Genomic DNA, 245 nt, shown 5'->3' on the forward strand with positions numbered 1-245 from the left:
GTTAAAAAGAGGAGGAGATTTTATGCAAAATCATTTCATTTATTCACATGATATGAGAAGAATACGTCCTGGCTTTGGAATCGGAAGACCTGGTTTTGGAATTGGAAGACCTGGTTTCGGGTTTGGCAGACCTGGCTTCGGATTCGGTGGAGCTGGCTTAGGACTCGGCTTAGGCTTACTAGGTGGTTTCGCAACAGGCGCATTACTTGGCCCAGCTTTATTTGGAGGATTTGGTTATCCAGCAT

Annotated in this window: 1 protein-coding gene; it reads left to right on the forward strand. The window is 45.3% G+C overall.

The annotated features are described in order from the left end of the window. Positions 1-22: 22 nt before the first annotated feature. Positions 23-245: hypothetical protein (locus tag HU755_RS27635; protein WP_238350063.1), on the forward strand; the 223-nt coding region annotated here is incomplete at its 3' end.

Origin of the sequence: Pseudomonas sp. SWRI111, assembly GCF_014268555.1 — a bacterium.
Lineage (GTDB): Bacteria > Pseudomonadota > Gammaproteobacteria > Pseudomonadales > Pseudomonadaceae > Aquipseudomonas > Aquipseudomonas hamedanensis.